The following is a 25,127-nucleotide window of genomic DNA, read 5'->3' on the forward strand; positions in this document are numbered from 1 at the left end:
GAGCAACGTCACATGACCAGCGCAATTCATTCATTCGAACAGCAAAAGCAGCAAGCCCTTGGAATCCTGTCCAAACTCAGCACGTTCGTGCAGGAGGGACGCAGTCTGGGCATCCATGTCCATCCAGATCTCGTGATGAAGCTGGAGAAATCGGTGCGGGAAGCGACGGAGCAGAAGCTCAAGGTCGCTCTGATCGGTGGCTTCTCCGAAGGCAAGACATCGATCGCCGCCGCCTGGCTGGAGGAACTGGATCGCAAGAGCATGAACATCAGCCAGGCGGAGTCGTCTAGCGAAGTCCAGATCTATGAATACAAGGATCAGTTGCAGATCATCGACACACCCGGGCTGTTCGGCTTCAAGGAAAAGACCAACGCCACGAGCCAGGAAATCGAGAAGTACAAAGACATCACCAAGCACTACGTGAGCGAAGCTCACCTCGTGCTGTATGTGATGAATTCAGCCAACCCAATCAAGGAAAGTCACACGGAAGACCTGAAATGGCTGTTCCGCACGCTCAACTTGCTGCCTCGCACCGTGTTCGTTCTCAGCCGCTTCGACGACGTTGCAGACGTGGCGGAGGATTCAGATTTTCAGGATAAATTCTTCGTCAAGAAGAACTCGGTGACCAAGCGGCTGAATGACGTATTGGAGCTGACTCCGCAGGAGCAGAGCGATCTTTCCGTTGTCGCCGTCTCGGCCAATCCCTTCGACATGGGCGTCGACCACTGGTTGCGCAATCTGTCTGAGTTCCGCAACCTCTCTCGCATTGGCGTGCTGCAAAGCGCGACTCAGCAGAAGATTGAGCGCAATGGGGGACTGATCTCGCTGGCGAACGAGACCCAGAAATCCATCATCGCCGACGTCATCACCCAACAGCTTCCGGCCGCCAAGGAAGCATATGCCTTGCTGGCGGACGAAGCGCGGCGGATCACCGAGATCAAGCAAAGTCAGGCCCACGAACTGCAAAAAGTCCACGGCAACATCGCGCAAGCTCAGACGCGACTTCGTGGTCGCCTGTTGCGCTACTTCGAGGATCTGCAACTGCAGACCCGGAAAGTAGGGCTACCCACCTTCGATGACTTCATGCACCGCGAGATTGGAAATGAAGGTTGCTTGGTCCAGCAGCGTATCCAGGAAATATTCAGTGAGGAAATCAGCAGCATCAACTCGGATCTGTACCGCATACAGATGAACGTCAACAACGAGTTGAAGCACTACGACGACGTGTTGAACGCCATGAGCAAAAAGGGCGTCAAGTTCCTCTCACAGCCGGGTTTCATGACCAAAGACAATGTCCTGCTGGCTCGCGATGGACTGAATGCCGCCACGAAAATGGTGGGACTGGACATCAGCAAGTACCTCAAGTTCAAACCTTGGGGCGCCACCAAGCTGGCGAACAGCCTCGGCAGCGCGGTGGCCATTCTGGGTGTCGCGCTTGAGGTGTGGGACAGCTACAAGGAACAGGAGCGTCAGGCACAGTTTGCCAAGGTGATCGAGAGCATGATTTCCAACTTCCAGACCCAGTCCAAAGAAGTGGTTCAGCTGATCGACGCACCAGACTTTGCCGACCAGTTCTTCCCAACCTTCGTGACTCTCAAGCAGCAACTCAACTCCATTGACCGAGAGATGGGCGCGCTGCATGAACGTCAAGTGCGGTTCAAGAAGTGGTACGACGACGGCACCACCATCGACGGTGAGTTTCGCGAGATCAACAGTCACGGCGGAAATCATCAGGCGGCCTGGGAAAGCGTGCCGGAGATTGTGATCGATACCAAGCCGATCATTGAAACCATCACGCCAAAGGCTACACCCGCAAAGCCTCAAGCAGAGACTGAACCGGCGAAGGCATCGCTCTGGTCCAGATTGTTCTCGTGATCTCAATGGGTCTTCCGCAACGCGTTGGGCGAACTGTATGCTTTCATCGCGCTTGATTCTCTCGCTCCTTCGCGTGAGCCGACTCGCGGTGCCACGAACGTGGCGGGACTTTGCCCGTTCCCCAGCCTTACCCGCCGCTAGCGGCCTACTATCAGAAAGGGATGGCAAGGCATGGACTGCACACTTGAACAAGAAGTTCGGTGTTCCTGAGCGCTGGCTGCGCGCTCAGCTCACCATCCGTTGCAGGTAGCCCATGACCTCCCACGCCCCGAAGGACCGGGCAATGTCCCAGCAGCTATGGCCTTCTGCATCAGGCTGAAGTGGATCGCCTCCGTGCCTGCAGCACATCAGGTTGAACAGTTCGGGGAGATCGTTTTCCGCGGCTAGCATGAGCGGCGTGCGGCCGCGCGTAGGGTAAGAATGCGAAGCATTGGGTTGAGCGCCGGCCTCGAGCGAGCGGGTTGCGGGCAAGTCGCCCATCCATCTTCATGTGCCCAATGGCGGGCTCGATGGCACTGCGCCTTTTGATCATGGCCTTGAGCGTTCGGGGGATGCTTGAACTGCCTGGCGTGCGCGTAGCGCCCGATCTGCGCGGCCAGTCGAGGAGCCACGCGGTTGTAGTTCTGGCGCAATTGCAGGCCGTGCTCCTGGGCCACCTTCACCAGGTGCTGGCGGCTCTTGTCCAGCAACCGGCTGTCGGTGGGATGGGCGATGGCCTTGGGCATGACGGTCGTGTCCACGATCACACTGTCCACGCTGGAGGCACGCACGACGCCACCGCGCCGGGCGGCCTCGATGCTGGCCGCCAGCAGCGTCTGCACGCCTTCCTCTCCAACGCGCTTTCTCCAGCGCGTCAGGCTGGACGGGTCGATGGGCGCCTCGGTCTGCAGGTAGGTCTCGCCACACAAGAACTGCCAGTACGGGTTCTCCACCCAGGTGTTCACCACTGCCTCGTCAGAGGCATCGAAGGCGTGCTGCAGGTACAGCAGCCCAGCCACCAGCCGCGGCGGCAACGCGGGTCGGCCTCGTGCGGACGTGAAAGAAGCTGCGAAGGTGCGCTCGATCTCGGCCCAGTCGATCAGTGCGGCCAGCTTGACCAGCGGGTGACGCATGTTGATCAACTCGTCCAGACGGGAGATGAACAACTCGCCGCTCTGCGGCTGCGAAGGCTTCGGGCCCATCGGAATCCTCGGAGGAATTTGCAAGAAAACAGAGATAGGCAAAACCATACCTTGCAAAGGCTGCGGCCATCAACCCCAAGAACTGCAAGCAAGATCAACGACTTGCGAATTGTTCAGGACGGACTTCATGGTGCAGGCTGGCGAAGCGCTGGCGGATGGCGGTGTCGAACGCGTCGTCTTTGGCAAACCATTGCTGGGGCGTGCTGTCTTCGAACCAGAAGGACAGGACGCCGCGTTGCGGCATCAGGCAGTGCAGTGTTCATGGTGGGCGGTGTCAACAGGGGCGGCGAAGTGAAAAGGCGGACGAACAGCGGATGAGCGCCGGACGAACGAAAGCCGCCGCCCGGCATGCGGAGCGGCGGCTGCGGGCCGCAAGCTGCGGTGCGCAGCCTGCGGATCGACCGGACTTTAACGGCCCTTCAGGTTGCCCTGGGCATCGGCGATCACGATCTCGACGCGGCGGTTCATGGCGCGGCCTTCAGGCGAGCCGTTCTCGGCCACCGGGTACGACTTGCCGTAGCCGCGTGCCGTGATGCGGCTGGTGTCCACGCCGCGCTGCACCAGCGCGTCGCGCACCGCTTGGGCACGGCGCTCCGACAGTTCCTGATTGTAGCTGTCCGAGCCCACGCTGTCGGTGTAGCCCTCGATCAGCAGCTTGCGTTCAGGGAACTGCTTGAGGAAGTTGGCCAGCTTGTCCAGGCGGGGAGCGGCCTGGGCGGACAGGTCCGCCTTGTTGAACGCGAAGAGGACATCGCCCAGCGTGACCAGCAGGCCGCGCTCGGTTTGCTGGCCTTCGATCTCGCGCAGTTGCGCTTCGAGCTGGCGCACGCGGTCTTGCGCGGCGCGCGCTTGTGCCTGCTGCTGCGCTGCCAGTTGCTCGGCCGTCATGGCGCGGGCCTGGGCGGCTTGAGCGTTGCGGGCCGAGGCTTCGGCTTCGCGGGTGCGGGCTTCCAGGCGCAGGCGATCGGTTTCGCTGCCGGCCTGCTTGATCTCGGCATCCAGGCGGCGGGCCTGTGCCGTGTTCGTGGCGATCGCAGCGCGCTGCGTGGCCAGATAGGCCAGGTGGTTGGCTTCGGACTCGTCCTTTTCGTCGCGCAGCACGTGGTCGGCGCGGGCCAGCGTGTCGGTGGCCGACTTCAGTTCGAGCTGTGCATATTGGCTGACCGCCGGGTCGGTGGCAGCGCGGTTCACGGCGGAGCGGGCCTGCTCGACGGCAGGCAGGGGGCCGGGCGATGCGCAGGCGGCCAGCAGGCCGGCGGCGAGCAAGGCTGCGGCCAGTGCGGAAGTGCGGCGGAGGGTGGATGACTGCATGGTGTTGTCCTTCAAATCGGGTGGGAGCTACGGCGCGGCAACGGTGCCGGCGGTGCAAAAGAGGGGCCCGCGGGCCCCAGGCGCATCAGCGATCAGCGGGCCGGAGGCATCGCGCCTGGCATGGGGGCCGGCATGGGCCTTTGCATGGGCGCTGGCATGGGTGCCGCCATGGGCGCGGGAGCAGCGGCTGGCGCAGGCATGGTGCCGGCGACCGGAGGCGCACGGCGGGTGATTTCGTCCTGCAGCGACTGGATGCTGGCCTTGACCTGCTGCAGCGTGGCAGCGTTGTCCGCGGCTTCTGCCTTGGTTTCGGCCACGCGGGCGTCGGCTTCGGCTTCGGCAGCCAGGCGGCGGGCGCGTGTGTAGTCCTTGCTGTCCAGGGCCTGCTGGGCCTGCGACCACTTGTCGCGGGCGCTCTGCAGTTCCACCGGGGCATTGGCCGCGACCTTGGGCGCCGTCGTCGCCCGATCGACGGCGGTGCGGCTCACCGCCATTTGCTCCGTGGGCTTGGGGGTGGAGGAACAGGCCGCGAGCGCGCCCAGCGCCACCACGGCAGTGGCAGTTCGGATCAGGGTGAAAGTCGACATATTTTTTTCTCCGGACAGGGATGAAATGGCGCTGTGGAGGGGAAGCGAGTGCTCCGCCGCAACAGGTATCCGATTGTTCGAGCCCAGCCGTGCCGCTGGCGTAGGCCCACCGCAGCAAGCCGCGTGGGCCATGTCCGACGAAACGTGTGCAATTGCTTCCGGACGCAACGGCAGAACCGGCATTGAAAACAGAGGCCGGGGTGCATTGGCGCCGCCCAACAAAAAACGCGCCCGAAGGCGCGTTTTTGGTTTTTGCAGGACAGCGGGTGCTGGCTGGATCAGCGGGAAGACACCACGCGCACCATGTCCAGGCACTTGTTGGAGTAGCCCCATTCGTTGTCGTACCAGGACACGATCTTCACGAAGGTGTCGTCCAGCGCGATGCCGGCGTCGGCATCGAACACGCTGGTGCAGCTCTCGCCACGGAAGTCGGTGGCCACCACCTTGTCTTCGGTGTAACCCAGGATGCCCTTGAGCGCGCCTTCCGACTGGGCCTTCATTTCAGCGCAGATTTCGGCATAGGTGGCCGGCTTTTCCAGCTCGACCGTCAGATCGACCACCGACACGTCGGAGGTCGGCACGCGGAACGACATGCCCGTCAGCTTCTTGTTCAGCGCGGGAATCACCACGCCCACTGCCTTCGCGGCGCCCGTGGAGCTGGGGATGATGTTCTCCAGAATGCCGCGGCCGCCGCGCCAGTCCTTGTTGGACGGGCCGTCCACCGTCTTTTGCGTGGCGGTGGCAGCGTGCACCGTGGTCATCAGGCCGCGCTTGATGCCCCACTTGTCGTTGAGCACCTTGGCCACGGGGGCCAGGCAGTTCGTGGTGCACGACGCGTTGGAGATGATGGGCTGGCCGGCGTAGGAGTTGCAATTCACGCCATGCACGAACATCGGCGTGTCGTCCTTGGACGGGGCCGACAGGATGACCTTCTTCGCGCCCGCGTCGATGTGCTTTTGCGCGGTTTCCTTGGTCAGGAACAGGCCCGTGGCCTCGATCACGACATCGGCGCCGACTTCGTTCCACTTCAGTTGCGCCGGATCGCGTTCCTGCGTCAGGCGGATCTTCTTGCCGTTGACGACCAGGGTGTTGCCCTCCACCGCGATGGTGCCCTTGAAGCGGCCATGGACCGAGTCGTACTGGAGCATGTACGCCAAGTAATCGGGCTCCAGCAGGTCGTTGATGCCGACGACTTCGATGTCGGAGAAGTTCTGCACGGCGGCGCGGAACACCATGCGGCCGATGCGGCCGAAGCCATTGATGCCAATCTTGATCGTCATGGAACTATCCTCAGTAAAAAGAAAAGATTGATAAAAAGCCTTGAATGCACATCAAGAGCCACCCAGTACGTTGTTCATGAAAAGCTCGCCCTTTCTCGCCGGGAGAATGCTTTTCAGAAAATCCGGTGCCCGGGGCGTCAGGCCCCCGCACTCGTTGATGCACGCCGTGTCGGTCATCGCCGAGGTATCCGGGCTTAGCATGGGCTTGAAGCCCCTGTTCTTATTGGCGCCCACGGCCCCGTTGCGGTCCCAGATGGCCAAAGCCGTGGCTTTGGAAACCGGTTTGGCCATGGCAATCACCTGCGACTTGGTCACGGTGCCGACCGCGATGTGAAAGCCAATCAGGTTGGATACCAGATCCTCCTGACTGAACCCGCTGTCCGTGATGAACTTGGGAAAGTACTCCTGGTAATTTTCGAATTCCAGGCTGACTTCCATGAAGATCGCCAACGCCACGGATTTCTTTTCGTTAGTGGACAGGTTGTGGCGCACGATGTACTCCCGCGACACGCCTGTAGACAGGTTGGCGCCGAACACGCGCTTACCCATATCCTGCTTGTACGTTAACTTGAAACCGGTGGAAGACTTGTTGGGAAATTTCGCAGCAGGATAGACATTCGACAACGCCGGCAGCGTGCAGATCTGCCGATGGGCGCCCAGGCAGTGCCGCACATCCGGGCCTCCCGCATTGATTTCTTTCCAAAGCGCGGAAGCTCCTGTGTGCGCACGGGTGGATTTGGGGTCCATGTGGCCCAGGTCCAGCCAGCCCAGATGGCATGTGTATACGAGGCCATAGGCTTTCGCCGCGGCTTCGCTCCCATCCACAATATTTTCGCGCTTACTCATTCTTCTCCAGCGGTTTAATCGTTTTCCAGAAAATCGAGGGTGACCTCTTTGCAGGTGCCCGCGTCTGCAATGAATATGTCAATCGACACAAAATCCTGCTGCGCACAAACGAGCATCAGGTGTTTCTTGTTGCCGGTGCTCTGGATCCCATCCTTCATCTCGCACGATTGCTTATCGAATGTGCTTTGATAAGAACGGAACAAGTCAGCGGCGCTTTTCAAGCTACCGTAGGTGACCGACGAATAGGGATGGCTCTCGCCGTCGCGGCCCTTCCAACGGTATTTGGGCTTTTCGCATTCATCCAGAATTTCCACTGACCGAAGATGCCCAGGCGCGCCAAGGCGGTAAACAAGAGAGCCTCGATCCACTCCGCTGGATTCGAACAATGCACCTGCCATGAAAAGCGCTGCAGCGCCGCAAAGCAGAAAGCCGCCTCCAATGGCAGCCATGATTTTGATAGTTCGGGAGGCTCGCTTCATTCCGGCAGATGGTTCCTGAGTTCAAGCGCGAGAGGAGATACCTGCCAACTTGCGGAACAGGTTGGCAGGCTCGCTCCATCTCGCCGGGTTGGATCGATCAACGCTTGCGCAGCACCGCCTGCACCGTATCGGCCACGTTCTCTTGCGTGAAGCCGAAGTGCTTGAACAGCACGGGTGCCGGGGCGGATTCGCCGAAGGTGTCGATGCCGACCACGGCGGCGCAGCCGTATTTCCACCAGCCGTCGGTCACGCCCATCTCCACCGCGATGCGGGGGATGCCGGCGGGCAACACGGACTGCTTGTACTTCGTGTCTTCGCGGTCGAAGGTGGTGGTGCTGGGCATGGAGACCACGCGCACCGCGATCTTGCGGGTGGCCAGCAGTTGCTGCGCCTTGAGCGCCAGCTGCACTTCGGAGCCGGTCGCGATGATGACCGCCTGGGCCTTCTTCTTGATGCCCACGTCGGCCGGCTCGGACAGCACGTACGCGCCGCGGCTGATGTCGCCCAGGTCGCGCTTGGGGGCATAGGCGATGTTCTGGCGCGAGAGCAGCAGCGCGGTGGGCTTGGTGCGGTTGGACAGTGCCACGCTCCAGGCCACGGCGGTTTCCGTGGTGTCGCCCGGGCGCCATACGTCCAGGTTCGGGATGAGGCGCAGGCTGGCGGCGTGCTCGATCGACTGGTGGGTCGGGCCGTCTTCGCCCAGACCGATGGAGTCGTGCGTGAAGACGTGTACCACGCGCAGCTTCATCAGCGCGGCCATGCGGATGGCGTTGCGGCTGTAGTCGCTGAACGTGAGGAAGGTGCCGCCGTAGGGGATGAAGCCGCCGTGCAGCGCGATGCCGTTCATGATCGCGGCCATGCCGAATTCGCGCACGCCGTAGTTGATGTGGCGCCCGCCGACGCGCGCGGTTTCGGCGCCCACGTTCACTTCCACCTGCATGACGTCACCATGCTCGTCGAAGCGCAGGGCGGGCGTGCTCTTGGTGTTGGTGAGGTTGGAGCCGGTCAGGTCGGCGCTGCCGCCCAGCAGCTCGGGCAGTTGCGCGGTGAAGGCTTCCAGGGCCAGCTGGCTGGCCTTGCGGCTAGCCACGGTTTCGCCCTTGGTGTGCATGCCGACCACGGTGTCCACGGCGGTCTGCGCGAAGTGCTTGGGCAGGTCGCCCGCCATGCGGCGGGTGAATTCGGCGGCCAGCTCGGGGAACGCTGCGGCGTAGGCGTCGAAGCGCTGCTGCCATTCGGCCTCGGCCTGGGCGCCGGTGTCCTTGGCGCTCCAGTCGGCATAGACCTCGGCCGGAATCTCGAACGGCACGTGGTTCCAGCCGATGGCGTTGCGCGTGAGCGTGATCTCGTCGGCCCCCAGGGGCTCGCCGTGGGCCTTGGAGGTGTTCGCGCGGTTGGGCGAACCCTTGCCGATGGCGGTCTTGCAGACGATGAGCGTGGGCTTGTCGAGGGAGGTCTTGGCGCTTTGCACGGCGGCGGCAACGGCCTCGACGTCGTGGCCGTCCACAGGGCCGATCACGTTCCAGCCGCAGGCGCGCAGGCGGGCCGGGGTGTCGTCCACGAACCAGGGGGCGACCTGGCCGTCGATGCTGATGCCGTTGTCGTCGTACAGGGCGATCAGCTTGTTGAGCTTCCACGCACCGGCCAGCGACAGCGCTTCCTGGCTGATGCCTTCCATCAGGCAGCCATCGCCCAGGAAGACGTAGGTGTGGTGGTCCACGACGGCGTGGCCGTCTCGGTTGAATTCCTTGGCCAGAAGCTTTTCGGCCAGCGCGAAGCCCACGGCATTGGTGATGCCCTGGCCCAGCGGGCCGGTGGTGGTCTCGACGCCGGGCGTGATGCCGTATTCGGGGTGGCCGGCCGTCTTGCTGTGCAGCTGGCGGAAGTTCTTCAGCTCTTCCAGGGCCAAGTCGTAGCCCGTGAGGTGCAGCAGCGCGTATAGCAGCATGGAGCCGTGGCCGTTGGAGAGCACGAAGCGGTCGCGGTCGAGCCACTGGGGGTTGGCGGGGTTGTGCCGCAGATGGCGGCCCCACAGCGCGACGGCCATGTCGGCCATGCCCATCGGGGCGCCGGGATGGCCGGAATTGGCCTGTTGAACTGCGTCCATTGCGAGTGCGCGGATCGCATTCGCCATTTGTTGAGAATTGGCCATCAGGGGCGGCTCCGGAAGGGGGGCGGTGGGGGGGAAACCCGGCATTTTACCGGGGCGGCCCGGCGAGCCCCGTCCCCGGCCCGATGCACTACAGTGCAGCCCCATGCAAGGCCTGCACCTCACCGCCGATCTTCACGGATGCCGATGCGCACCGCACTGGCTGACCGACGCCGCTGCGCTGGGTGGCGCCTGCGCCCAAGCAGTGCGGGCGGCCGGGCTGCAGGCGGTCGGCCAGTTGTTCCATGCCTTTCCCGCGACGGCCGATGGTCCGGGCGGCGTCACGGCGACGCTGCTGCTGGCCGAGTCGCACTTGTGCGTGCACACCTGGCCTGAAATGGGTGTGGTCACGCTGGATGTCTACGTGTGCAATTTCGGGGCGGACCATTCGGCCAAGGCCGAATCGCTGATGGCAGCGCTGCTGGCGCTTTTTGCGCCGCAGCGGGCGGAGCGGCATGCGCTGCAGCGCGGCGCCGTGGCGGCCGGGAGCGTGCCCGCATGACGGCGCCCATGGATCGCTTTTCGTCGCCCGCACAGGTCCCGGCCATGGTGCTGGCTGCCGGCCGGGGCGAACGCATGCGCCCGCTGACCGATACGGTGCCAAAGCCTCTGCTGCCGGTGCAGGGCGTTGCGCTGCTGGAGTGGCACCTGCGCGCCCTGGCCCAGGCCGGCGTGCCGAATGCCGTCATCAACACGGCGTGGCTGGGCGCGCAGATCAGCGAGCGATTTGGGGGTGTTTTTGGCCTCCAGCGCAATGAATACGGCGGGAGTGCGCTATCAATTTCATACTCGCATGAGGGCCTTGATTTCGGGCGTGCGCTGGAGACCGCCGGCGGCATCGCCCGCGCTTTGCCCCAGCTGGGGCCGGTGTTCTGGCTGGCGGCGGGCGATGTCTTCGCGCCTGATTTCGTGTTCGCGGCCGATGCGGTGCATCGCTTTGCCGGCGGTACCGCGCTGGCCCACCTGTGGCTGGTGCCCAACCCGGCGCACAACCCGCGCGGTGACTTTGGTCTGTCGGAGCAGGGCGTGGCCTTGAACCTTCCGGCGGACAGCCCCGAGCCGCGCTACACCTACAGCACCCTCGCGCTGCTGCGGGCAGAGTTGTTCCAGTCCCCGTGGTGCGATCTGCCTGCCGGCAACCCGCAGGGCGAGAGTGCGGCCCTTGCGCCGCTGCTGCGCCGGGCGATGGATGCAGGCCGCGTCACCGCATCGCTCTACACGGGCCGCTGGACCGACGTGGGCACGCCCGAGCGGCTGGCGCAGCTCAACGCCTGAGCCTGACCCGAGCTGCCGAGCGCCTCCGCGCGCGCTTGTGCTGCGTTCGCTCTGTGCCTGCCATTCCCTACTGGGGCGGCGGCGTGCTGGCGTGCGCGGGCTGCACGGCGATGCGGGCGCCGGCCTCGCAGTTGCGGAACATCCACTGGCTGGGCATGAAGCGCGCTTGGGGGCCGTCCGGTGCGGGCTTGCCGACTTCGGCTTGTACGTCGTACGGAATGTGCGGCGCCTGGAACACGGCGATCTGCCCCTTCTTGCAGGCAAGCGCCGGCACCACCTTGTTGGGCACCCAGCTTTGGCTGGCACTGTCGTAGCGGTAGAGCGGGCCGATGCGCTGGTCCTGCGCCAGTTCCACGCGCAGCGGCGTGATCTGCAGCGCGCTCGCCCACACCCCCGCCACCAGCACCGGCTGCGAAAAGCGCACGGCTTCCAGACCGTGCAGCGCCAGGGGGCGCACCGGCTCGCCCTTGTCGAACGGGTCCTGCCGGTTGATCAGGCTGCCGGCCGGAATCAGCAGTTCGCCGTATTGAAAATCTTGAGGCAGGGCGAAACGCTCGCGGCTTGCGCGGTACGCGGCGCCGTTCTTCCAGTCCTGCCGCTCGCTGTGCGACAGGTACAGACGCAGTCCCAGCCAGGCATCGCACAGCAGTGCCACCGCGCAAAGCGCCAGCAGAGCGCGCCGCGACAGCAGCCATTTCTGGGGCAGGTCGATCCACAGCGCATAGGCGCCATAGCCCAGCAGCGCGATGGTCAGGACAAGGCCCAGCAGAGGCAGAAAACTCGTCAGGATGAACTGCAGCGGGGCGAAACCGGACATGGACCGTATCCAATCAAAACAGGCGATGCGGCATTTTCAGCGTGTTTTGCGCCGCTGCCGTGACGGTGAAAAGCAATGCTGCGAAATGTAAAGAGTGCAGCCAAATTGCAAAAACAGCCTGCCCGATGCCCTGAGAATGGCTGCATGAGCCCACAGAACTCCCCCTACGCCCAGCGCCGCGCCCGCCTTGCCTCGATGCTCGGCGAAGGTGGCATCGCCATCGTGCCCACCGCGCCAGAGCGCCCCCGCAACCGGGACAGCGACTTCCTGTACCGGCACGACAGCTACTTCCACTACCTCACCGGGTTCACCGAACCCGGCGCCTGCCTGGTGATCACCGCACAGGGCGCGAGCACGCTGTTTTGCCAGCCCAAGGACCTGGAGCGGGAAATCTGGGACGGTTACCGCCTCGGCCCCGAAGCGGCGGTCGGCACGCTCGGCGTGGACGCGGCGCACTCCTCGGCGCTTCTGGAGTCGCAGCTGCCCCGACTTCTGGAAAACCGCAGCCGGGTCTGGTACCCGTTCGCCATCCACGCCGGCCTGGCCGCTCGCGTGGAAGGCTGGCTGAACCAGGTGCGTGCGCGGGTGCGCTACGGCGCACTGTGCCCCGCGCAGCAGGACGATCTGTGCACCTTGCTCGATGAGATGCGGCTCGTGAAAGACGCGCAGGAGCAGGACATCATGCGCCGCGCCTCGGCCATCAGCGCACAGGCCCACATCCGCGCCATGCAGCGCAGCGCACGCATGCTGCGCGCCGGCGAAGACGTGCGCGAATTCCACCTCGACGCCGAGCTGCTGCACGCCTTCCGCGAGGGAGGCTCGCAATGCCCGGCCTACAACTCCATCGTCGCTGCGGGTGCCAATGCCTGCGTGCTGCATTACCGCGCCGACGCAGCCCCCGTGCGCGACGGAGAACTGGTGCTGATCGATGCCGGCTGCGAGCTCGACGGCTACGCCAGCGACATCACGCGCACCTTTCCTGCCAATGGCCGCTTCACCGGCCCGCAGCGCGCGCTGTACGACCTGGTGCTGGCCAGCCAGGACGCCGCCATCGCCGCGACGAAGGCCGGTGCCCGCTTCAACGACCCGCACGACGCCACGGTGGCGGTGCTCGCGCAGGGCATGCTGGACCTGGGCCTGCTCGACCGCAACGCGGTGGGCACCGCGCAGGACGTGATCGACAGCCGCGCGTACTTTCAGTTCTACATGCACCGCACGGGGCATTGGCTGGGCATGGACGTGCACGACTGCGGCAGCTACGTGGAGCCCTCCGAGGTCGGCCAGGTCAGCGAGCGCAAGGACCCGCTTTCGGGCGAGACCATTACCAACCGTCCCAGCCGCATCCTGCGCCCCGGCATGGTGCTGACGATCGAGCCGGGCCTGTACGTTCGCCCGGCGCCGGGCGTGCCCGAGGCCTTCCACCACCTGGGTATCCGCATCGAAGACGACGCGATCGTCACCGACGGTGGCTGCGAACTCATCACGCGCGGCGTGCCGGTGAAGGCGGATGAGATCGAAGCGCTCATGCGCGCTTGAGGCCAGCGCCTTCGCGGCGTGTGTGCTGTGTGGTGCGTCTGCACTGCGCAGCATGAACGGCCTGCCCAGTCCGGTGGCCGGGCCTTGCCCATGAGGCAGCGAGCTCTGGTCGCTGCGGCGGAGCGCGCACCATGCGCGTGATGGCGCTGTGCATCGCGGCGTGCGCCCTGGCGTGCATCGGCACGGCACTGTGGCTTTTGTTGTTCGTCGCGGCGCAGTACTACGGCAGTGCCGGGTACGCGCCCCACTCTGCGGCCATGCCGGGCTATGCGGCTGGCACCGTGCAGGCCGATGGCGACGGCATTTTCATTCCCGGCATGCTGCTGCTGGCCGTTGGCGTTTTCCTCGGCAAATGGGCGCTCAACCTGTGGCGCCATCTTTAGCCGCAGAGTTCCTGGCGGGCGGCCACCGCGCGTCAGCCCCGGTTTTTTGAGCGACTGCCTTGAGCGCCTGCCTCTCGGGGGCGAGTGAGTGCCCCGCAATGCACCTTGCGTTTCCATAAGTCCCTGCGGGACGCTCTGGCCGTCTTTCCGTTTCGCATTCTTCTTCATTCCTTCGTTGGTTCGGGCATGGGCCGCCGCCGCGCGCCCAACGATGCCAGCGTCGGCACACCTTCAGAGACAAGGGCCGGCGGGTGTAAAGGGCACCCAATCCGCACGTCGCGGAATACATCAACGAAAAACGGTTGGAAGAAAGACGATGAAAAACGAAAAGCCAAAGCCATCACCGCGCAGCCCCGTGCTGTCCACACGGCGCAAAGCCTGCATCCGGGAGGCCGCCTTGCAGATGGGAGCCGATGCGGCCATCGCCCGGACGTTTGGGGAGACAGGGGAGACAAAAGTAGGAACGTTCACGCTCAGCGTGAAACCCTTGAGCCATCAGGAAGACGGCCCATGGGTAGCCATTGCAACGATGGCCCGGCCCGATCGGATGCCCGAGGAAACCTGGACCGACGCACTGCTGTTGGCCAACGGGCAGTCGATGCTCAGTTCCGGCGTGGGATACGGCCTCGAAGACAACGGTGACGCCGTGCTGGTGCGCCGCCTGGAAACGCAGCAGGAAAGCCAGCAGTTGCTGGCCGTGCAGCTGTGCGGTTTGCTGGCCATGTGCCAGGCCACCCGCGAGGGCGCGCAGGCGCTGGGCGCAGCGCCGCAGCCCGAAGGGGGTGTGCGATGAGCGCCGTCCTCACTGCCCCTGCGCAACCGGTTGCTCCCGTGCAGGAGTTCGAAGCCTCGCCCCGCGTGCTGGCGTTGATCCGTGACACCGCCTTGTTCCTGGGCGCATCACCGGAGCAGGCCCGGGAGGCCTCGCGCACCGGAACCATCGCCCTCCAAAGCCGCACCCTTGCCTTGGTGCCCGACATGGATGAAGAGGTGCTGATCCTGTCCGCCCCCCTGCCCGCAGACTGCCTGGACGATCCGGCCCGGCGCGTGGCGGCGCTGCGGGCCTGCACAGCGCTGATGCTCAGCTTTGGTGCCGTCTTCGCACGCGGCATCGCCGGTCCGCAAGTGCTGGGCCGCTGTCCGTTGGTCAACACATCGGCGGAGGTCGTCGGCCGACATCTGCTGCAACTCGCGGCACTTGCCAATGCCGTGCAGGCGGGCGTTCCCCGCGCGGCGAACGAAGCCTGCGCCGACCGGAAGGAGCCTTCCCATGCTGAATAAAACGAACGCGTCAGACTCGACCACTCCGGTCCGCTCGGCACCCCCCTCCGGGGCCCAAACGCCCCAGGTGCGATCCACGGGCGCCAGCACGTCCGGCCGCCTGCAGCATGAGGCGCTGATTGGTCGGCGAGGCCTGTCCCATCCGCGGCCCGAGACGATGCCGCCGCGCCAGCACCTGGCGCTTCAAGAAGGGGATTCCTTCTCGCTGCTGTCCAGTCCCACGCGTTCCGAGTCCTTTCATACCCCCACGGCCGGGATCAGTGACCGATGGGGTGGCAGCGAGCCGGTCACTCCGAATGCGGAAGGCTCCAGGGGCGGCTCGGCGATGAACGGGTTCGCGACCGCGAATGCATCGTTCCGGATCATGGCCGGATTGCCGGAGATGAATGATCTCGTCGATATTCCGCTGGATCGTTTCATGCGCGACAGCCGTCGCATCGACATGCCGCCCTTGGAGGAAAGCGAGGCGCCGGTGATGCCCGAGGCGCAGAGCTGGAACGCGATGCTGAGGCAGCTGGGCAGTGGTGCCCTGCAAACCGGAGGGGCGGCTTTGCATCGGCTGGGCGAAGCGGCCACGGCGGCCCGCACCGCAGTCTCGGAGTCCACCACGGTTCAGGCGGTCGGCTCGATGCTGCCCAGCCAGCGCATCATGGGCGCGGCATTGGGCCATGGCATCCATCAGGCCGCCTCCGTCTTCGTGCCGACCTTCGTGCGCGAAATGATGGCGGAGTCCATGAAAGTCGCATTTCACACCGCGTCGCCCTCCATGGTCCTGGGCATGCAGCTGGGGGTGGGGCTGCTCAACATCGGCATGGCCGTGATGCGGGAGCGGCGGGAGGCCAGAGATCCGGACGCGGCCGCGCGGGGCTTTCATGCGATGACTGCGTCGCAGTGGGCCGCTTGCTCTGACGACCAGAAGACAACGCTGCGCAATACGCAAAAGCGCATGTCGCGCCTCGTGACTTTGGAGCAAATCGCCGCTTCCATGACCTCGACCGGGCTTTCGCTGCACGGCACGCTCACCGGCAATGCGGTGATGGCCGCAGATGCGCTCGCAGTGGACATCAAGACCATGGCGTATTCCTTTGCGCGCGACTTCATCCAGGCGTCTTTCAGCATGGTCGGCACCGAGGGGGAAACGTCGGGCGGCGTGAGCGGCAGCCACCTCAACTCGGCCAGCCTCTTCTATGGATTGGCCAACGTCGTGGGCAACGAAGCGTGGTCCGAGCTTCCGATTCTGGGAGGAGACACCGCCGCCGCCCGCGCCGTGCTGCTGGATGGGGCCAGCAGCAGCGGCGCCCGAAGCGCTGCGTGGGGCGAAATCGCTGGGGCATCCGCCATCAAGGCCGCCATCAACTGGGCGGTGGAGACTGCGGACTGGACCTCCGTCACCCAGCAGGAGGCGCTGCAGTCCGATACGGTGCAGCAGTGGAATCCCCGCATCACGGGAACGGACTACGGCCGGTTGCTGGACCAGACGCCGGCCCGCATCACCGCCATCACTGCCGGGAATGCCGTTTTCAACATTCTCGGAAATGTGAACCGGGCGGGCACGCCAGGGCAGCAGGACTTCGTGAGCAACACCCTCGCCGGCATGTTGGCGGGTCTGCAGTACGCAGCCATCGGCGGCAGCTGGCAGGCGGAGGGCGCGGTCCGTGCGGCGCGTCGGGAAGCCGAGGCCGAAGTTCTCAATGCGGGCGGGGTCTCTCAGGAAGGGCTGCGGCAACGCCGGACCCATCCGTCGGGCGACGCACAGGCCTGAGCCCTTGATGCCACCAGATAGGCGGGTCCTTGCGCAGTGCCGAGCGCGGCAAGGCCCGCCGCATTGGAGAACACTTGCCAATCCATCCATTGCGCCATGGACCGATACCGATGAGAGCCCGGGTCGGTCCGGAGTTTATGTAACCTGTTTTCATGCAAAATTGAAACCCGATTACATCCACGCAGAGAGAGCCGAACGCCATGCAGATCCGCCGCGCCACCAAGATCGTCGCCACCCTCGGGCCCGCTTCCAGCGACCCGCAACTGCTGGAGCAGATGATTCGTGCGGGGGTCAACGTCGTGCGGCTGAACTTCAGCCATGGGAAGGCGCAGGACCACATCGACCGTGCCATCGCCGTGCGCGAGGCGGCGCAGCGCGCCGGCCGCGAAGTGGCCATCATGGCCGACCTGCAGGGGCCGAAGATCCGGGTGGGCAAGTTCGCCGATGGCCGCGTGCAATTGCAGCCGGGTCAGGCTTTCATCCTCGACGCTTCGCGCACCGCGCCGGGCGATGACAACGGCGTGGGCCTCGACTACAAGGAGCTGCCGCGCGACGTGAAGGCCGGTGACGTGCTGCTGCTCAACGACGGGCTGATCGTGCTGGTGGTGAACGCCGTGCGCGGCGAAGAAGTGCACACCACCGTCAAGATCGGCGGCGAGCTGTCCAACAACAAGGGCATCAACAAGCAGGGCGGTGGGCTGACGGCGCCGGCCCTCACCGCCAAGGACATGGAAGACATCCGCACCGCGATGAGCTTTCAGGCCGACTACGTGGCGGTGAGCTTTCCGAAGAACGCCACCGACATGGAAATGGCGCGCCAGCTGTGCAACGTGGCAGCGGCCGAGTACCGGCACAAGCCGGGGCTGATCGCCAAGATCGAGCGCGCCGAGGCCGTGCCCCGGCTGGAGGAAATCCTGCGCGTGTCCGACGGCATCATGGTGGCGCGGGGCGATCTGGCCGTGGAGGTGGGCAACGCGGCTGTCCCAGCCCTGCAAAAGAAGATGATCCGCATGGCGCGCGACATGGACAAGGTCGTCATCACCGCCACGCAGATGATGGAAAGCATGATCACCAACCCCGTGCCCACGCGTGCCGAGGTGAGCGACGTGGCCAATGCCGTGCTGGACGGCACCGACGCCGTGATGCTGAGCGCCGAGACCGCTGCGGGCAAATACCCGCTGGAGACGGTGGAGGAAATGGCCAAGATCTGCGCCGCCGCCGAGGCCGCGGAAGACCCCGAGCGCGATTCCGACTTCACCGGCCAGACGCTGGGCCGCATCGACCAGTCCATCGCCATGGGCGCGCTTTTCACGGCGCACCACCTGGGGGCCAAGGCCATCGTGGCCATGACGGAAAGCGGCTCCACCGCGCTGTGGATGAGCCGCCACCGCATCCATATTCCCATCTACGCGCTCACCCCCAAGGTGGCCACGCAGCGCAAGATGGCCATGTACCGCAACGTGCGCCCGCTGCTCATGGACACCAGTGCCGACCGCGACACCGCGCTGGAGCAGGCCGAGGGCCATCTCAAGAGCCGCAACATCGTGCAGCAGGGTGATCTTTACGCCATCACGTGCGGCGAGCCGATGGGCGCACCGGGCGGAACCAATATGCTGAAGATCTGCCGCGCCAGCTGAGCAGGTGGCGCAGCATGGCCCTGGTGGCCAGGGCGCTCGCGCAGCCGGTCAGGGCCCCCGCCAGCACGTCAGCAGGAAAGTGCACGCCCAGGCAGACCCGGCTCCAGGCCACGGCCGCCGCCAGTCCGAACGCGACCCACTTCCAGGGCGCGTGGCGTCGATGCAGTCCCAGCGCCAAGCCCTGGGCCAGCGCGAAAGCACCGGTGGCATGCATGCTGGGAAAGCCCGCGCGAACGCCATGCTCGATCCACTGGATGCCGATGCCCAACTGTGCGGGGCGGGGCATGGGAACCCATGCGCGCATGCCGCGTGCGGCGCACCAGGCAACCACCAGTGCCGCCAGGCCCAGCATGAGTGCCTGGCGCAGCCGGTGGCTGCCAAAGCCCAGGCCGGCGGCCACCAGCAGGCCCGCCAGGACGGGCAAGCCTTGCGACAGCCAGCGAGCGGCGGTCACGATGCCCGCCGGGGTCGCTGCCGTGGCGTTCACGGCCGTGAAAAGAGCCAGTTCAATGGACAGCATGGGCATCGATCTCGTCGGGCAGCTGGCTGTCCAGTTCCGGGAAATGCCGGCGCATCATGTGTCCCCCGAGGTCGCAAAGCCAGCCCGTCATCCAGCAGAACCAGCCAGTCCACAACGTGTGGCTGGTGAAATGCGCCCCCCGTGCCTGCTGTGCCAGTCCCAGGACCACGCCAGCGGCCAAGGCACCGGCGAGCCACCAGAGCGCAAAGCGTGGCGCTTTGTGGCGCAGGGCGAAATACCCACCGAGGAATGCGAAGCCGGCCGAGGCATGCCCTGCGGGAAAGCAGTGGCCGCCGCCGCCGTCCATTACGCCCAGGGCCCAATGCGAGGCATAGCGCGCCACGCCGCCGAACTCCGCCAGGTCCCAGGGGCAGCTGGTGGTGCTGCTCTGCTTGAGCAGTGCAATCACTCCCAGCGACAGCAGAGCGCTGATCGCCATCTGCACCCGCTCGCCATGGCCCAGCCGGCGCAGCACGCCCACCGGCCACCACACGCCGACCGCAAGCACCAGCACCAGCACCCAGCCCAGCCGCCGCGCGCCTTCGTGCAGGACGCGCACGAAAAGCCACTGGTCGCGCAGGGGAAAGCCCTGCGACGAGCCGAACAGGCGGGCCAGATCGAGGTCCAGGCCCGAGGTGTCCCAGGCGATGAGTGCGGCCAGGATGGCCAGTGCCCAAGCCAGCGGTTGAAGCGAAGGGGCGGAAGGGGCGGCAGGGCGCGCGGCGGGCGCGGCGCCGGAGGGGGCGGTGATCGGCATGGGGGCGGACGATAGGCAGCCGCTCTTAACGCCGTCTTAACGAGGCAGGCGGCGATGGGTGGACGGCCCGCGCGGTGGCCGGAGTTTTGATGGGCCTGCGCATCGCGGTGACAATCGCCCCCTATGCGAATCCTCGTGGTCGAAGACGATGCGGGCATTGCCGACGGCCTGCGCACCAACCTGCACCAGCGCGGCTATGCGGTGGACGTGTGTTCCAGCGTGGCGACCGCCTGGAGTGCGCTGCGCATGGAGCGGTTCGACGCCGTGCTGCTGGACCTCGGCCTGCCCGACGGCGACGGCGCCCAACTGCTGCGGCGGCTGCGCCACAGCCCTGCCGGGACGGCAGGCGCGGCCACGCTGCCCGATCCGGCCATGCCGGTACTGATCCTCACGGCCAGGGACCAGGTGCACCAGCGCATCGCCGGGCTGGACGAGGGCGCCGACGACTACCTGGCCAAGCCCTTCGATGTGGACGAGCTGGAAGCCCGCCTGCGCGCCCTGCTGCGCCGCGCCGCGGGCCGGGCGTCACCCACCATCCGCCATGGCGACCTGGAGGTGGACCCCGCCGCGCGCACGGTGCGACAGGCCGGCCAGCAGGTGGACATGTCCCCGCGCGAGTTTTCAGTGCTGCTGGTGCTGCTCGAATCGCGCGGCCGGGTGCTGTCTCGCCAGCAGATCGAGGAAAGCCTCTACAACTGGGAAAGTGCCGTGGAAAGCAATGCCGTGGAAGTGCACATCCACCACCTGCGCCGCAAGCTCGGCAGCGCACGCATCCAGACCATGCGCGGCGTGGGCTATTTCATGCCGACGGAGGACGCGGCATGAACCCCTCCGAACTTTCCCCGGCCGCGCCCTCCGTGTCGGCGTCCGCAGCCGCGCCGCCGGCCCGGCGCGGCTCGCTCATGCGGCGCCTGCTGGTGTGGACACTGGGGGCGCTGATCCTGGTGTGGGGCACCTTCGTGGGCCTGGGCTACCAGACCGGCGTGCACGAGGCGGACGAACTGACCGACGGGCATCTGGCAAGCGTGGCCGCGCTGCTGCTCAATCTGCGCGCCTCCGACGGGGTGGAGCCGTCGCTGGCCACGCAGCGCGCGCCCACGCCATGGCTCAAGGCGCACGACTACCAGCAGTCGCTCAGCGTCGTGCTGTGGGGGGCGGACGGGCAACTGCTGTCGCGCACGGGCAGCGTGCCGCTTCCCGCTTTCAATCAGCCGGACGGCTTCGCCGACCTGCAGCTCGGCGAGCCGCCCGTGGCCTGGCGCGGCTTTTCGCAATGGGACGCGGCCCATGGCCGAAAGATCATGGTGCTGCTGAATCTGGATGAGCGCGATGACTTGGCCGACGACATCGCCGGCCAGATCATCGAGCCCGGGCTGTGGCTGCTGCCGGTGGTGGCCCTCGCGCTGGGGCTGGCGGTGCGGCGCGGCCTGCGCCCGCTGTATTCGCTGTCGGACGCGGTGGCGCGGCTGGACGTGGTGCGCGCCGAGCGGCTGGAGGCCGGCAACGCCCCGCGCGAACTCGATCCGATGGTCGTCTCGATCAACACGCTGCTGGACCGCCAGCAGGCGGCGCTGGCGCGTGAGCGCCGGCTGGCCAACGAGGTGGCGCACGAGTTGCGCACGCCGCTGTCGTCCATCGTGCTGCAGGCGCGGGCGCTGGACGGCGGCCTTTCCGGGCCGGAGCAGGCCCAGGCGCTGGCCCGCATCGGGCAGGACGCACTGCGCGCCGGGCATGTGCTCAACCAGCTGCTGGCCCTGGCCCGTGCCAGCCGCACCCAGCTGCACGAGGCCGCCTCGCCCGTCGATCTGGCCGAGCTGGCGCGCCGGGTGAGCGCCGACTACGCCCAGGCCGCCTGGGCGCGCGAGGGCAGCATCTCGGTCGCTGCGCCTGCCGCCCTGGTCTGGCACGGCAACGCGGTGCTGCTGGAGATTGCGCTGCGCAATCTGCTCGAAAACGCCCTCAAGCACACGCCGCACGGCACGCGCATCGAGGTGCAACTGGGGCAGTCCGACAGCGGTGCGCCCTGGGTTCAGGTGTGCGACGACGGCGGCCGCGACCGCGCGCAGGGCGCGGCGCCCGCCCCGGTGGACAGCCTGCACCTGGGACACGAGATCATTGCGCGCGTGGCCGAGGCCCACGGGGCCCGCTTCGGCGCGAGCGATGCGCCGCCGCCCTTCACCACCAGCTACCGTCTGGAATTCACGGAGTCCATGGCCGGGCCGCCGGGATAAAATCGCCGGTTACGAAGCGGTTACCGCCGCGATCGCCGGCCCCCCGAGGGGGCCTTTGTGCCTTCCCCACCATTGAACGGACCCATCCCATGCCTCTCGTCTCGATGCGCGAATTGCTCGACCATGCCGCAGAAAACCGCTACGGCATTCCCGCTTTCAACGTGAACAATCTGGAGCAGGTCCAGGCCGTCATGGCCGCCGCCGACGAGACGGGCGCTCCCGTCATCCTTCAGGCCAGCGCCGGTGCCCGCAAGTACGCTGGCGAGGCTTTCATCAAGCACCTGATCCAGGCCGCCGTCGAAGCCTATCCGCACATTCCCCTGGTCATGCACCAGGACCACGGCCAGAACCCCGCCGTGTGCCAGGGCGCGATCGACCTGGGCTTTTCCTCCGTGATGATGGACGGCTCGCTCGAAGCCGACGGTAAGACCATCGCCAGCTACGAGTACAACGTGGACGTGACGCGCAAGGTCGTGGACATGGCGCACAAGGTCGGCGTCACGGTCGAGGGCGAACTGGGCTGCCTGGGCTCGCTGGAAACCATGAAGGGCGACAAGGAAGACGGCCACGGCACCGACGCCACCATGACGCGCGAACAACTGCTGACCGACCCCGAGCAGGCCGCCGACTTCGTGAAGCGCACCCAGCTCGACGCGCTGGCCATCGCCATCGGCACGAGCCACGGCGCCTACAAGTTCACGCGCAAGCCCACCGGCGACATCCTGGCCATCGACCGCATCCAGGAAATCCACCGCCGCATCCCCAACACCCACCTCGTGATGCACGGCAGCTCCAGCGTGCCGCAGGAGTTGCTGGAAATCATTCGCCAGTACGGCGGCAACATGAAGGAAACCTACGGCGTGCCCGTCGAGGAAATCCAGAAGGCCATCCAGATCGGCGTGCGCAAGATCAACATCGACACCGACATCCGCCTGGCCATGACCGGCGCGGTGCGCAAGTTCCTGGCCGAGAATCCCGAAAAGTTCGACGCCCGCGAATGGCTCAAGCCCGCGCGCGAGGCCGCCAAGGCCATCTGCAAGCAGCGCTACATCGAGTTCGGCTGCGAAGGCCAGGCGCCCAAGATCAAGGGCCACAGCCTGCAAGTGGTGGCCGGCCAGTACGCTGCGGGCGCGCTGGCCCAGGTGGTGAACTGACGGACCCTGCCGTGCGGGAGCGCTCGTGCTCCCGCACGGCAGGCCCGGCGCATTCGCGTGCGCCGGGCCTTTGCCATTGGGGCGTGGCGGTGCGCTGAAGCGCATCGGGTAAGCTCGGGCGCAGTGAGCGGAGATCGCCGAGCACAGCCAGCCGGGAGACAGACAACATGCAGATAGGTGTACCAGCCGAGTCCATGGTTGGAGAAACCCGGGTCGCCGCGACGCCGGAGACTGTCAAGAAGCTCAAGGCCCAGGGCCACGCGGTGCGTGTCCAGACGGGCGCCGGCGTGGCCGCCAGCGTGCCCGATGCCGCCTATGCCGCCGTGGGTGCTGAGATCGTGGACGCCGCCTCCGCCTGGGGCGCCGACCTGGTGCTCAAGGTCCGCTGCCCCACCGAATCCGAAATGCCCCTGCTGCGCCCCGGCGCCACGCTGGTTGGCATGCTCAATCCCTTCGACGCGGCCGGCCTGCAGCGGCTGGCCCAGGCCGGCACCACCGCCTATGCCCTGGAAGCGGCGCCCCGCACCACGCGCGCCCAGAGCATGGACGTGCTGTCTTCCCAGGCCAACATCGCCGGCTACAAGGCCGTGATGATCGCGGCCGACAAATACCAGCGCTTCTTTCCCATGCTCATGACCGCCGCCGGCACGGTGAAGGCCGCGCGCGTGGTGGTGCTGGGCGTCGGCGTCGCGGGCCTGCAAGCCATCGCCACGGCCAAGCGGCTGGGCGCGGTGATCGAAGCCTCCGACGTGCGGCCCTCGGTCAAGGACCAGGTGGAATCGCTGGGCGCGAAGTTCATCGACGTGCCGTTCGAAACCGACGAAGAGAAAGACGCCGCCCAGGGCTCCGGCGGCTACGCGCGCCCCATGCCGCCCGGCTGGCTCGAGCGCCAGAGGGGCGAGGTGGCCAAGCGCGTGGCCCAGGCCGATGTCGTCATCACCACCGCGCTCATTCCCGGCCGGCCCGCGCCCGTGCTCGTCACCGAGGCGATGGTCGAGTCGATGAAGCCGGGCTCGGTGATCGTCGATCTGGCCGCTCCCCAGGGCGGCAATTGCCCGCTGACCGAAGCCGGCCAGACCGTGGTGCGCCACGGCGTGACCCTGGTCGGTGAAACCAACTTGCCCGCGCTGGTCGCGGCCGATGCCTCCGCGCTCTATGCGCGCAACGTGCTCGATTTCCTCAAGCTCATCATCAACCCCGAAGGGGCCCTGCACGTGGACCGGCAAGACGACATCGTCGCTGCCTGCCTCGTGGCCCATGAAGGCGCGGTCACCCGCGCATGACAAGACAAGTATTCCTGTGAAGACCCGGCTTATCCCCCAGCTCCCCCTGTCCCGTCTGTCCCGCCGCCTCGGCGGCCCGCTGCTCGCCATCGCGGCCCTCTGCGGCCTCGCCGCCTGCGCGCCGGTGCAGCCCGCGCTGCCCCACGTCGGCCGCGCCCAGCTCGACCTGCCGCCTGGCGACTGGGAAGTGCTGGGCCGCCGCGATGAAGTCATCGACGTGCTGCCCGACGACACCGCCGCCGACCTGCCCACGCAGATGACCGCCATGGGCCTTCGCGGCCCCGGCAAGGACCGCCCGCTGCTGGCCGTGCTGCTGGTGCAGACCAACAGCACCAACTTCCCGCGCGACACCACCCTCTGGACCGCCCCCTGCACCGAGCAGCAGGGCGTGTTCGTCGAGGACAAGGCGCAGGGCAGCCCCGCGCGGATCGACTGCCTGCGCTACAAGCGCCGCGCCGACACCGAGGACTACCTTGCCAAGAACCGCCCTTCGGTGGCGCAGTGGCTGGCGATGAACAAGGCTGCGCCGGCCAAGCCTTACTCGCACGTGTTCTTTCGCTACGCCACCAACGGCGGCGCCTTCATCTCCGTCGATGCGGTGGTCGATCAGCGACTGCTGCGCCCGCCCACGCGGGACAACGAAGCGTTTCTTCGCGCTGGCCGCCCTGCGCTCGAATGGGGCGACAAGATGGCGCAGGCCGCGCGCTTGAGCACTTCGATGATGGACGGCCGGCTGGTCGTGCCGCCGTTTCCGATCGCCCCGCCCCAGTAGTTCGTTCGCTC

25 protein-coding genes and 1 pseudogene are annotated in these 25,127 nt (G+C 66.2%); 14 read left to right on the top strand and 12 right to left on the bottom strand.

The features are described 5' to 3' along the window. Positions 1–12: 12 nt before the first annotated feature. Entirely contained in the window at positions 13–1,875 is a 1,863-nt protein-coding gene (locus AVHM3334_RS11000) for a LeoA/HP0731 family dynamin-like GTPase (protein ID WP_284412215.1), read from the top strand. A 225-nt stretch (positions 1,876–2,100) separates the two neighbouring features. Here the strand turns inward: AVHM3334_RS11000 and AVHM3334_RS23900 are convergent, their stop codons facing one another. From AVHM3334_RS23900 to tkt, 9 genes and pseudogenes are all read right to left on the bottom strand, one after another. Beyond that, entirely contained in the window at positions 2,101–2,355 is a 255-nt protein-coding gene (locus tag AVHM3334_RS23900; protein ID WP_349816616.1) for an ankyrin repeat domain-containing protein, read from the bottom strand. Positions 2,356–2,429: 74 nt separating this feature from the next. Continuing rightward, a pseudogene (locus tag AVHM3334_RS11005) lies at positions 2,430–3,056 on the bottom strand (IS5 family transposase); the annotation flags it as partial. Between the two features lie 94 nt (positions 3,057–3,150). Next, positions 3,151–3,300 carry a DUF924 family protein gene (locus AVHM3334_RS11010; protein ID WP_284412217.1) on the bottom strand — a complete coding sequence of 50 codons (150 nt, stop codon included), beginning with the start codon at positions 3,298–3,300 and terminating at the stop codon, positions 3,151–3,153. A gap of 164 nt (positions 3,301–3,464) precedes the next feature. Continuing rightward, entirely contained in the window at positions 3,465–4,367 is a 903-nt protein-coding gene (locus tag AVHM3334_RS11015) for an OmpA family protein (protein WP_284412218.1), read from the bottom strand. 92 nt (positions 4,368–4,459) lie between these two features. Continuing rightward, complete coding sequence (locus AVHM3334_RS11020) at positions 4,460–4,954, bottom strand: DUF4398 domain-containing protein (protein ID WP_284412220.1); 495 nt, start codon at positions 4,952–4,954, stop codon at positions 4,460–4,462. A 278-nt stretch (positions 4,955–5,232) separates the two neighbouring features. Further along, the gene (gene gap, locus AVHM3334_RS11025) at positions 5,233–6,234 is read right to left on the bottom strand and encodes a type I glyceraldehyde-3-phosphate dehydrogenase (protein WP_284412221.1); all 1,002 of its coding nucleotides are present in this window, start codon (positions 6,232–6,234) and stop codon (positions 5,233–5,235) included. Positions 6,235–6,285: 51 nt separating this feature from the next. Next, positions 6,286–7,080, bottom strand: coding sequence for a hypothetical protein (locus tag AVHM3334_RS11030; RefSeq protein ID WP_284412223.1), 795 nt, complete (start codon positions 7,078–7,080; stop codon positions 6,286–6,288). 14 nt (positions 7,081–7,094) lie between these two features. Continuing rightward, positions 7,095–7,559: a hypothetical protein gene (locus tag AVHM3334_RS11035; RefSeq protein ID WP_284412225.1), complete on the bottom strand. Its 465-nt coding sequence runs from the start codon at positions 7,557–7,559 to the stop codon at positions 7,095–7,097. A 97-nt stretch (positions 7,560–7,656) separates the two neighbouring features. Then, positions 7,657–9,711, bottom strand: a complete 2,055-nt coding sequence (gene tkt, locus AVHM3334_RS11040) for a transketolase (RefSeq protein ID WP_284412227.1) — start codon at positions 9,709–9,711, stop codon at positions 7,657–7,659. A 103-nt stretch (positions 9,712–9,814) separates the two neighbouring features. Here tkt and speD point away from each other — a divergent pair, with 103 nt between their 5' ends. Beyond that, the gene (gene speD, locus AVHM3334_RS11045; protein ID WP_284412229.1) at positions 9,815–10,210 is read left to right on the top strand and encodes an adenosylmethionine decarboxylase; all 396 of its coding nucleotides are present in this window, start codon (positions 9,815–9,817) and stop codon (positions 10,208–10,210) included. Beyond that, positions 10,207–10,983 carry a nucleotidyltransferase family protein gene (locus AVHM3334_RS11050; protein WP_284412230.1) on the top strand — a complete coding sequence of 259 codons (777 nt, stop codon included), beginning with the start codon at positions 10,207–10,209 and terminating at the stop codon, positions 10,981–10,983. Before speD ends, AVHM3334_RS11050 begins: the two co-directional genes overlap by 4 nt. Before the next feature lie 67 nt (positions 10,984–11,050). Here AVHM3334_RS11050 and AVHM3334_RS11055 read toward each other — a convergent pair whose 3' ends face one another. Next, positions 11,051–11,800, bottom strand: coding sequence for a hypothetical protein (locus tag AVHM3334_RS11055; protein WP_284412232.1), 750 nt, complete (start codon positions 11,798–11,800; stop codon positions 11,051–11,053). 144 nt (positions 11,801–11,944) lie between these two features. Here AVHM3334_RS11055 and AVHM3334_RS11060 point away from each other — a divergent pair, with 144 nt between their 5' ends. The 6 genes from AVHM3334_RS11060 (at position 11,945) to pyk (ending at position 18,399) form a co-directional block, all read left to right on the top strand. Then, positions 11,945–13,336: an aminopeptidase P N-terminal domain-containing protein gene (locus AVHM3334_RS11060; protein WP_284412233.1), complete on the top strand. Its 1,392-nt coding sequence runs from the start codon at positions 11,945–11,947 to the stop codon at positions 13,334–13,336. 131 nt (positions 13,337–13,467) lie between these two features. Beyond that, positions 13,468–13,719, top strand: coding sequence for a hypothetical protein (locus AVHM3334_RS11065; RefSeq protein WP_284412235.1), 252 nt, complete (start codon positions 13,468–13,470; stop codon positions 13,717–13,719). A gap of 316 nt (positions 13,720–14,035) precedes the next feature. Continuing rightward, a complete protein-coding gene (locus AVHM3334_RS11070; RefSeq protein ID WP_284412237.1) occupies positions 14,036–14,512 on the top strand; it encodes a hypothetical protein in 477 nt (158 codons plus the stop codon). Positions 14,513–14,550: 38 nt separating this feature from the next. Beyond that, positions 14,551–15,000, top strand: a complete 450-nt coding sequence (locus AVHM3334_RS11075; RefSeq protein ID WP_284412239.1) for a hypothetical protein — start codon at positions 14,551–14,553, stop codon at positions 14,998–15,000. Positions 15,001–15,382: 382 nt separating this feature from the next. Continuing rightward, positions 15,383–16,762, top strand: a complete 1,380-nt coding sequence (locus tag AVHM3334_RS11080) for a hypothetical protein (protein WP_284412241.1) — start codon at positions 15,383–15,385, stop codon at positions 16,760–16,762. A gap of 200 nt (positions 16,763–16,962) precedes the next feature. Continuing rightward, the gene (gene pyk / locus AVHM3334_RS11085) at positions 16,963–18,399 is read left to right on the top strand and encodes a pyruvate kinase (protein ID WP_284412243.1); all 1,437 of its coding nucleotides are present in this window, start codon (positions 16,963–16,965) and stop codon (positions 18,397–18,399) included. Here pyk and AVHM3334_RS11090 read toward each other — a convergent pair. Together AVHM3334_RS11090 and AVHM3334_RS11095 are read right to left on the bottom strand one after the other, a co-directional pair. After that, positions 18,332–18,919: a phosphatase PAP2 family protein gene (locus AVHM3334_RS11090; protein WP_284412244.1), complete on the bottom strand. Its 588-nt coding sequence runs from the start codon at positions 18,917–18,919 to the stop codon at positions 18,332–18,334. The genes pyk and AVHM3334_RS11090 overlap by 68 nt on opposite strands. After that, entirely contained in the window at positions 18,906–19,676 is a 771-nt protein-coding gene (locus tag AVHM3334_RS11095) for a phosphatase PAP2 family protein (RefSeq protein WP_284412246.1), read from the bottom strand. The genes AVHM3334_RS11090 and AVHM3334_RS11095 overlap by 14 nt, the downstream gene beginning before the upstream one ends. 123 nt (positions 19,677–19,799) lie before the next feature. Between AVHM3334_RS11095 and AVHM3334_RS11100 the strand changes: the two genes are divergently transcribed. The 5 genes from AVHM3334_RS11100 (at position 19,800) to AVHM3334_RS11120 (ending at position 25,116) form a co-directional block, all read left to right on the top strand. After that, positions 19,800–20,501, top strand: coding sequence for a response regulator transcription factor (locus tag AVHM3334_RS11100; protein WP_284412248.1), 702 nt, complete (start codon positions 19,800–19,802; stop codon positions 20,499–20,501). A gap of 77 nt (positions 20,502–20,578) precedes the next feature. Then, complete coding sequence (locus AVHM3334_RS11105) at positions 20,579–21,907, top strand: histidine kinase dimerization/phospho-acceptor domain-containing protein (protein ID WP_284412336.1); 1,329 nt, start codon at positions 20,579–20,581, stop codon at positions 21,905–21,907. An 89-nt stretch (positions 21,908–21,996) separates the two neighbouring features. Then, positions 21,997–23,061: a class II fructose-bisphosphate aldolase gene (gene fba, locus AVHM3334_RS11110; protein WP_092742855.1), complete on the top strand. Its 1,065-nt coding sequence runs from the start codon at positions 21,997–21,999 to the stop codon at positions 23,059–23,061. Between the two features lie 167 nt (positions 23,062–23,228). Further along, positions 23,229–24,344 carry a Re/Si-specific NAD(P)(+) transhydrogenase subunit alpha gene (locus tag AVHM3334_RS11115; protein WP_284412250.1) on the top strand — a complete coding sequence of 372 codons (1,116 nt, stop codon included), beginning with the start codon at positions 23,229–23,231 and terminating at the stop codon, positions 24,342–24,344. 16 nt (positions 24,345–24,360) lie between these two features. Beyond that, positions 24,361–25,116 carry a hypothetical protein gene (locus AVHM3334_RS11120; protein WP_284412251.1) on the top strand — a complete coding sequence of 252 codons (756 nt, stop codon included), beginning with the start codon at positions 24,361–24,363 and terminating at the stop codon, positions 25,114–25,116. The last annotated feature ends 11 nt before the right edge of the window (positions 25,117–25,127 follow it).

It is taken from the genome of Acidovorax sp. SUPP3334 (assembly GCF_030159055.1).
Taxonomy (GTDB): Bacteria; Pseudomonadota; Gammaproteobacteria; order Burkholderiales; family Burkholderiaceae_C; genus Paracidovorax.

What these genes read in the sequence shown, in the direction of transcription:
- AVHM3334_RS11000 (WP_284412215.1), top strand. Translation starts at nt 13, where the DNA reads ATGACCAGCGCAATTCATTCATTCGAACAGCAAAAGCAGCAAGCCCTT.
- speD (WP_284412229.1), top strand. Translation starts at nt 9,815, where the DNA reads ATGCAAGGCCTGCACCTCACCGCCGATCTTCACGGATGCCGATGCGCA.
- fba (WP_092742855.1), top strand. Translation starts at nt 21,997, where the DNA reads ATGCCTCTCGTCTCGATGCGCGAATTGCTCGACCATGCCGCAGAAAAC.
- AVHM3334_RS11090 (WP_284412244.1), bottom strand. Translation starts at nt 18,919, where the DNA reads ATGCTGTCCATTGAACTGGCTCTTTTCACGGCCGTGAACGCCACGGCA.
- AVHM3334_RS11055 (WP_284412232.1), bottom strand. Translation starts at nt 11,800, where the DNA reads ATGTCCGGTTTCGCCCCGCTGCAGTTCATCCTGACGAGTTTTCTGCCT.
- AVHM3334_RS11080 (WP_284412241.1), top strand. Translation starts at nt 15,383, where the DNA reads ATGAATGATCTCGTCGATATTCCGCTGGATCGTTTCATGCGCGACAGC.
- AVHM3334_RS11020 (WP_284412220.1), bottom strand. Translation starts at nt 4,954, where the DNA reads ATGTCGACTTTCACCCTGATCCGAACTGCCACTGCCGTGGTGGCGCTG.
- AVHM3334_RS11105 (WP_284412336.1), top strand. Translation starts at nt 20,579, where the DNA reads ATGCGGCGCCTGCTGGTGTGGACACTGGGGGCGCTGATCCTGGTGTGG.
- tkt (WP_284412227.1), bottom strand. Translation starts at nt 9,711, where the DNA reads ATGGCCAATTCTCAACAAATGGCGAATGCGATCCGCGCACTCGCAATG.
- AVHM3334_RS11035 (WP_284412225.1), bottom strand. Translation starts at nt 7,559, where the DNA reads ATGAAGCGAGCCTCCCGAACTATCAAAATCATGGCTGCCATTGGAGGC.
- AVHM3334_RS11100 (WP_284412248.1), top strand. Translation starts at nt 19,800, where the DNA reads ATGCGAATCCTCGTGGTCGAAGACGATGCGGGCATTGCCGACGGCCTG.
- AVHM3334_RS11070 (WP_284412237.1), top strand. Translation starts at nt 14,036, where the DNA reads ATGAAAAACGAAAAGCCAAAGCCATCACCGCGCAGCCCCGTGCTGTCC.
- AVHM3334_RS23900 (WP_349816616.1), bottom strand. Translation starts at nt 2,355, where the DNA reads ATGGGCGACTTGCCCGCAACCCGCTCGCTCGAGGCCGGCGCTCAACCC.
- AVHM3334_RS11065 (WP_284412235.1), top strand. Translation starts at nt 13,468, where the DNA reads ATGCGCGTGATGGCGCTGTGCATCGCGGCGTGCGCCCTGGCGTGCATC.
- AVHM3334_RS11010 (WP_284412217.1), bottom strand. Translation starts at nt 3,300, where the DNA reads ATGCCGCAACGCGGCGTCCTGTCCTTCTGGTTCGAAGACAGCACGCCC.
- AVHM3334_RS11030 (WP_284412223.1), bottom strand. Translation starts at nt 7,080, where the DNA reads ATGAGTAAGCGCGAAAATATTGTGGATGGGAGCGAAGCCGCGGCGAAA.
- AVHM3334_RS11060 (WP_284412233.1), top strand. Translation starts at nt 11,945, where the DNA reads ATGAGCCCACAGAACTCCCCCTACGCCCAGCGCCGCGCCCGCCTTGCC.
- AVHM3334_RS11050 (WP_284412230.1), top strand. Translation starts at nt 10,207, where the DNA reads ATGACGGCGCCCATGGATCGCTTTTCGTCGCCCGCACAGGTCCCGGCC.
- AVHM3334_RS11095 (WP_284412246.1), bottom strand. Translation starts at nt 19,676, where the DNA reads ATGCCGATCACCGCCCCCTCCGGCGCCGCGCCCGCCGCGCGCCCTGCC.
- AVHM3334_RS11015 (WP_284412218.1), bottom strand. Translation starts at nt 4,367, where the DNA reads ATGCAGTCATCCACCCTCCGCCGCACTTCCGCACTGGCCGCAGCCTTG.
- gap (WP_284412221.1), bottom strand. Translation starts at nt 6,234, where the DNA reads ATGACGATCAAGATTGGCATCAATGGCTTCGGCCGCATCGGCCGCATG.
- AVHM3334_RS11115 (WP_284412250.1), top strand. Translation starts at nt 23,229, where the DNA reads ATGCAGATAGGTGTACCAGCCGAGTCCATGGTTGGAGAAACCCGGGTC.
- pyk (WP_284412243.1), top strand. Translation starts at nt 16,963, where the DNA reads ATGCAGATCCGCCGCGCCACCAAGATCGTCGCCACCCTCGGGCCCGCT.